The 6842-nt window shown below is 72.6% G+C and carries 1 pseudogene; it reads left to right on the forward strand.

The window, feature by feature from the left end:
- Positions 1-15 precede the first annotated feature (15 nt).
- Positions 16-6842: pseudogene (locus ABT095_RS38460) on the forward strand (SDR family NAD(P)-dependent oxidoreductase); the annotation flags it as partial.

Below are 6842 nucleotides of genomic sequence, written 5' to 3' on the forward strand. Positions count from 1 at the left end.
GGCCGGACCGGGTTCCTGTTCTCCGGCCAGGGGAGTCAGCGGGCGGGGATGGGGCGTGAACTGTACGGGGCGTTCCCGGTGTTCGCGGATGCGCTGGATGCGGTGTGTGCGCAGTTCGACGCCGAGTTGGAGCGGCCGCTGCGTGAGGTGATGTTCGACGCCTCGACGGATCTGCTGGACCGGACCGTGTGGACGCAGGCTGGACTGTTCGCCTTCGAGGTGGCGCTGTTCCGGCTGGTGGAGTCGTGGGGTGTGACGCCCGACTTGGTGGCGGGGCATTCGATCGGTGAGCTGGCGGCGGCGTATGTGGCCGGTGTCTGGTCGTTGGAGGACGCGTGCCGTCTGGTGGCCGCTCGGGGTCGGCTGATGCAGGCGCTGCCGAGTGGTGGTGCGATGCTCGCCGTGCAGGCGACGGAGGCCGAGGTCCGGGCCGTGCTGGCCGGCGCGGTGGATGTTGCGGCGGTTAATGGGCCTTCGTCCGTGGTGGTTTCCGGTGCTGAGGCGGATGTCGCGGCGCTGGAGGCGGTCTGGCGGGAGGAGGGGCGGAAGGTCAAGCGGCTCACCGTGAGCCACGCGTTCCACTCCTCGCTGATGGACCCGATGCTCGCCGACTTCCGCGCAGTCGCGGAGTCGCTCACATACTCCGCGCCCCGCATCCCGGTGGTGTCCAACCTGGCGGACGCCGAGCTCACCAGCCCTGAGCACTGGGTGCGCCACGTTCGCGAGACCGTCCGCTTCGCCGACGGCGTCGCGGCGCTGGAGAGTGAGGGCGTCCGGACCTTCCTCGAGCTCGGCCCCGACGGCGTGCTCGCCGCGATGGCCGCCGAGACCGGCTGCCTCGCCACCCAGCGCGCCGGCCGCCCCGAGGCGGCCAGTCTGTTGACCGCGCTGGCAGGCGCCTACGTCCGCGGCACAGCTGTCGACTGGTCCGCCCTGTTCACCGGCGCGGCCCACCTCGACCTGCCCACCTACGCCTTCCAGCACGAGCACTTCTGGCCCACCATGGCCTGCCCCGCCGGCGACGCCTCCGGCCTCGGCCTGAGCGCCGCCGAGCACCCGCTGCTCGGCGCGGCCGTCCGCCTGGTCGACACCGACGGCTACCTGCTGACCGGTTCGCTCTCGTTCAAGACCCACCCGTGGCTGGCCGAGCACCGGATCATGGACCACGTCCTGCTCCCCGGCACCGCCTTCGTCGAGCTCGCCATGCGCGCCGCCGACCAGATCGGCTGTGACCGGGTGGACGAACTCACCCTGCACGCCCCGCTCGTGCTCCCCGCGCATGGCGCCGTCCGGGTGCAGGTCTGGGTCGGCGCCCCCGACGAGACCGGATTGCGCCCGGTGAGCGTGCACTCGCAGTCCGACGAGGCCACGGGCCTCTGGGTGCGCCACGCCAGCGGTGTCCTCTCGGCGGGCCTCAGCGGCTCGGCTGCCAAGGCCGCGCTGACCGAGTGGCCGCCGCCGGGCGCGGTCGCCCTCGGGGTCGAGGCGCTGTACGAAGGCCTGGCCGAGGGCGGCTTCGCCTACGGCCCGTCGTTCCAGGGCCTGCGAGCCGCCTGGCGGGTCGGCTCCGACGTCTACGCCGAGGTCGCGCTGCCGGCGGATGCCGGTGCCGAGGGCTTCGGCCTGCACCCGGCACTGCTGGACGCCGCCCTGCACGCCATCTCGATCGGCGAGCTGCTGCCGGCGGATGAGGCCGGGAGCGGCCGACTGCCGTTCGCGTGGTCGGGCGTGTCGCTCTACGCCTCGGGGGCGGCCGCGCTGCGCGTGCGCCTGTCGCGGACGGGCACCGACGGCGTCGCGCTGCTGGTCGCCGACCAGGCGGGTGCCCCAGTGGCGACGGTGGACTCGCTGGTCCTGCGGCCGGTCACGGCCGCGCAGCTGAAGCCCGCGGCTGGGATCGGCGCCGAGGACCAGTACGCCGTCGAGTGGGTCGCTGCAGAGGCGGATGCGGCCGCGACGACGGAGGGCTGGGCGCTGCTGGGCGAGGACTCCCTGGGCAGTGGGCTGCCGGTGGGTGACGCCGAGTCGGCGTCGGTGCTGGTGGTGTGCGGCGGGTCGGCCGAGGGTGTGCTCTCCGCTCTGCAGGGCTCGGGTTCGCGGCTGGTGGTGCTGACCCGTGGCGCCGTGGCGGTGACGTCGGGCGAGGGTGTGGCTGATCTGGAGGGTGCGGCGGTCTGGGGTCTGGTGCGTTCTGCTCAGTCGGAGCAGCCGGGTCGGGTTGTGTTGGTGGATGTGGACGGCTCTGCGGAGTCGTGGGCTGTGGTGGCCGGGGCTGTTGCTTCGGGTGAGTCGCAGGTGGCTGTTCGGGCCGGTGGGGTGTTGGCGCCGCGGTTGTTGCGGGCTGATTCGGCTGGGGAGTTGGTGGCGCCGGGGGGTGTTGCGTGGCGGCTGGACAGTCGTGAGCGGGGCACGCTGGAGGCGTTGGAGCTTGTCGAGGCGGCGGTGGAGCCGTTGGCCGAGGGTCAGGTGCGGATCGCGGTGCGGGCCGGGGGTGTGAACTTCCGGGACGTGCTGAATGCTTTGGGGATGTATCCGGTGGTGGCGCCGCTGGGTATCGAGGGTGCGGGTGTGGTGGCCGAGGTCGGTCCGGGCGTGGCTGGGCTGGCTGTGGGTGACCGGGTGCTGGGGATGTTCGGTGGTGGGTTCGGGCCGTTCGCGGTCACCGACTACCGGATGGTGGCGCCGGTTCCGGTGGGGTGGTCGTTCGCGCGGGCGGCGTCGGTGCCGATCGTGTTCCTGACCGCGCTGTACGCGTGGACGGATCTCGGTTCGGTGCGGGCCGGTGAGCGGGTGCTGGTGCACGCGGGTGCCGGTGGTGTCGGTATGGCGGCGATCCAGCTGGCCCGGTACCTGGGTGCGGAGGTGTTCGCGACCGCGAGCCCCGGCAAGTGGGACACCTTGCGCTCGCTGGGCCTGGACGATGACCACATCGCGTCCTCGCGTGACCTGGCTTTCGCGGAGAAGTTCCTCGCGGTGACGGGCGGGGAGGGCGTGGACGTCGTCCTCAACGCCCTGGCGGGTGAGTTCGTGGATGCTTCGCTGGAGCTGCTTCCGCGCGATGGCCGCTTCCTGGAGATGGGTAAGACGGACATCCGCACGACGGTGCCCGAGGGTGTGAAGTACCAGGCGTTCGACTTGGTCGAGGCCGGCCCGGCGCGGATCGGCGAGCTCCTCGCCGAGCTGCTCGACCTGTTCGCGTCGGGCGTCATCGAGACACTCCCGGTGCGCAGTTGGGATGTCCGGCAGGCCCGGGAGGCGTTCCGTTTCGTCAGCCAGGCCAAGCATGTCGGCAAGGTCGTTCTCACGGTCCCGCAGCAGCTCGACCCGGCGCGTGAGGTGCTGATCACCGGTGGTACCGGTTCGCTGGGCGGGCTGGTGGCCCGGCACCTGGTCACCGAGCACGGGGCGCGCAAGCTCCTACTGCTCTCCCGCCGTGGCCTCGAGGCTGCTGGTGCGGCCGAACTGGTCTCCGAGCTTGGCGAGTTGGGTGCCACGGCGGAGGTGGTGGCCTGTGACGTCGCCGACCGCGACGCGCTGGCCGCCGTTCTGGCCGGCCGTGAGCTGACCGCCGTGGTGCACACGGCGGGTGTGCTGGACGACGGCCTGGTTGCTGGCATGACCCCCGAGCGGCTCGCCGCTGTCCGTGGCCCCAAGGCCGACGCCGCCCGGCACCTGCACGAGCTCACGCTCACCCAGGACCTCGCCGCGTTCGTCCTCTTCTCCTCGATCGCGGGCGTCCTCGGCAGCGCCGGCCAGTCCAACTACGCTGCCGCCAACGCCTACCTTGACGCCCTCGCCGGTCACCGCCGCACCCTCGGCCTGCCCGCCGCCTCCCTCGCCTGGGGCCCGTGGCAGCAGTCCGGCGGCGGCATGACCGGCGAGGTGACCGAGGCCGACCTGCAGCGGATGGCCCGCAGCGGCCTGCTGCCGTTCGACGCCGCGCAGGGCATGGCCGCCTTCGACGCCGGACGCACTGCGGCTCGCGCCGTGACCGTCCCCGTCCGCCTCGACGTGAGCGCTCTGCAGGCCGAGGCCGGTGACGCCGGGGTGCCCAGCCTGCTGCGCGCCCTGGTACGTCCGGCGCGCCGCCGGGTGGCGGAGACGGCGGTACGCGGTCGCGGCCAGTCCTCGCTGCTCCAGCAGCTCGCACCGCTCTCCGGCGCGGACCGCGCCCGCGCTCTGCTCGACCTCGTGCAGGCGCAGGTGGTGGCCGTGCTCGGCCACTCCACCGCCACGGCCGTGGAGCCGGACCGGGCGTTCAAGGAGCTCGGCTTCGACTCGCTCACCTCGGTCGAGCTGCGCAACCGCCTCAACACCGCGACCGGTCTGCGCCTGCCCGCCACCCTGGTCTTCGACCACCCGACAGCCGCCTCGCTCGCCGCCTTCCTGGAGGCCGAGCTGCTCGGCGGCGTCGAGGCCGCCCGGCCGGTGGCGGGCGCGGCCTCGGTGCGTACGGCCGAGGACGATCCGATCGTGATCGTCGGCATGGCCTGCCGCTACCCCGGCGCGGTGGACTCGCCCGAGGCGCTCTGGCAGTTGGTGGCCGAGGGCCGGGACGCCGTGGACGAGTTCCCGGCCAACCGTGGCTGGGACCTCGAGAACCTCTACGACCCCGACCCTGAGCGTTCCGGCACCAGCTACACCCGCCACGGTGGCTTCCTGTACGACGCCGACCGCTTTGACGCCGGATTCTTCGGCATCGCCCCGCGCGAGGCGCTCGCCATGGACCCGCAGCAGCGCCTGCTCCTCGAGACCGGCTGGGAGGTGTTCGAGCGGGCCGGTATCAGCCCGGCGACCGTGCGCGGCAGTCGGACCGGTGTCTTCATCGGTGCCGCCTTCCAGGGCTACGGCCCGCTGGTCGGCCAGGCTCCCGAGGAGATCGAGGCCCACCTGCTCACCGGCAACGCGAGCAGTGTGGTCTCCGGCCGTCTCTCCTACACCTTCGGGCTCGAAGGCCCGTCGATGACGGTCGACACCGCCTGCTCCTCCTCGCTGGTCGCCCTGCACCTCGCGGTCCAGGCCCTGCACCAGGACGAGTGCAGCATGGCCCTGGTCGGAGGCGCGGCGATCCTCGCCTCGCCGAACATGTTCGTCCAGTTCAGCCGCCAGCAGGGCCTGGCGGCCGACGGCCGCTGCAAGTCCTTCGCCGACGCGGCCGACGGCACCGGCTGGGCCGAGGGCGTCGGCATGCTGCTGGTCGAGCGGCTCAGTGACGCCGAGCGGCTCGGCCACAACGTCCTCGCTGTGGTGCGTGGTTCGGCCGTCAACCAGGACGGTGCCTCCAATGGTCTGACCGCCCCGAACGGCCCCGCTCAGCAGCGGGTGATCCGCGCCGCGCTGGCCAACGCCGGTCTCTCGCCCGCCGAGGTCGACGTGGTCGAGGCGCACGGCACCGGCACCAAGCTGGGCGACCCGATCGAGGCCCAGGCCCTGTTCGCCACCTACGGCCGCGACCGCGACGCGGACAGCCCGCTGCTGCTCGGCTCGCTCAAGTCGAACATCGGCCACGCCCAGGCGGCGGCCGGTGTCGGCGGCATCATCAAGATGGTGATGGCCATGCGGCACGAACTCCTGCCGCAGACTCTGCACGTGGACGAGCCCAGCCACCAGGTCGACTGGTCGGCGGGCACCATCAGCCTGCTCACCGAGCCCACTGCCTGGCCGGCGGACGGGCGGGTGCGCCGGGCCGGTGTCTCCTCCTTCGGCATCAGCGGCACCAACGCCCACGTGATCATCGAGGAGCCGCCGGTCGCGGCCGCCGCCACCGAGGCTGTGCCCGCCGAGACCCCGGACGGCTCTCGCCAACTGCCGTGGGTGCTCTCCGGCAAGGACGCGGCTGGCCTGGCCGCCCAGGCGGAGCGCCTGGCGCACTACCTGCGGGACAGCGAGGCCTCGGCGCTCGACACCGCCTACTCGCTGGCCACCGGCCGCCAGGCACTCGAGCACCGAGCCGTCCTGCTCGGCCGGGACCGCGCCGAACTCCTGGCCGCCACCGAGGCGTTCGCCCGCGAGCCGGAGACCTCCACGGCCGTCCGGGGCGTGGCTGCGCCTGGTTCGGTGGGGAAGACGGCGTTCCTGTTCTCCGGCCAGGGGAGTCAGCGGGCGGGGATGGGGCGGGAGCTGTATGAGGCGTTCCCGGTGTTCGCGGCGGTGCTGGACGAGGTGTGCGCGCAGTTCGATCTCGGCCGTCCGCTGCGTGAGGTGATGTTCGACGCCGCTACCGATCTGCTCGACCAGACCGTCTGGACCCAGGCAGGGCTGTTCGCCTTCGAGGTGGCGCTGTACCGGCTGGTGGAGTCCTGGGGCGTCCGTCCGGACTTCCTGGCCGGGCACTCGATCGGTGAGATCGCGGCTGCGCATGTGGCTGGTGTGCTGTCGCTGGCGGATGCGTGCACGTTGGTGGCGGCGCGTGGGCGTCTGATGCAGGCGCTGCCGGCCGGTGGTGCGATGCTCGCGGTGCAGGCCTCGGAGGGGGAGGTTCGGGCCGCGCTGGTCGACGGTGTCGACATCGCGGCGGTCAACTCTGCTGACTCCGTGGTGGTTTCGGGTGTCGAGGGCGCTGTCGCCGAGCTGGAGGCCGCCTGGCGGGCGGAGGGACGGCGGGTCAAGCGGCTCACCGTCAGCCATGCGTTCCACTCGGCGCTGATGGAGCCGATGCTGGACGAGTTCCGGGCCATCGTGGAGGCGTTGGCCTTCGCGCAGCCGCGAATCACGGTGGTGGCCACCAGCGTTGGTGACTTCGCCACGGCCGAGTACTGGGTGCGGCACGTCCGCGAGGCGGTGCGCTTCGCGGATGCGGTCACCAGCCTGCGTGAGCAGGGTGTCCGCAGTTTCCTGGAGAT

Origin of the sequence: Kitasatospora sp. NPDC002227 (genome assembly GCF_040296285.1) — a bacterium.
Lineage (GTDB): Bacteria > Actinomycetota > Actinomycetes > Streptomycetales > Streptomycetaceae > Kitasatospora.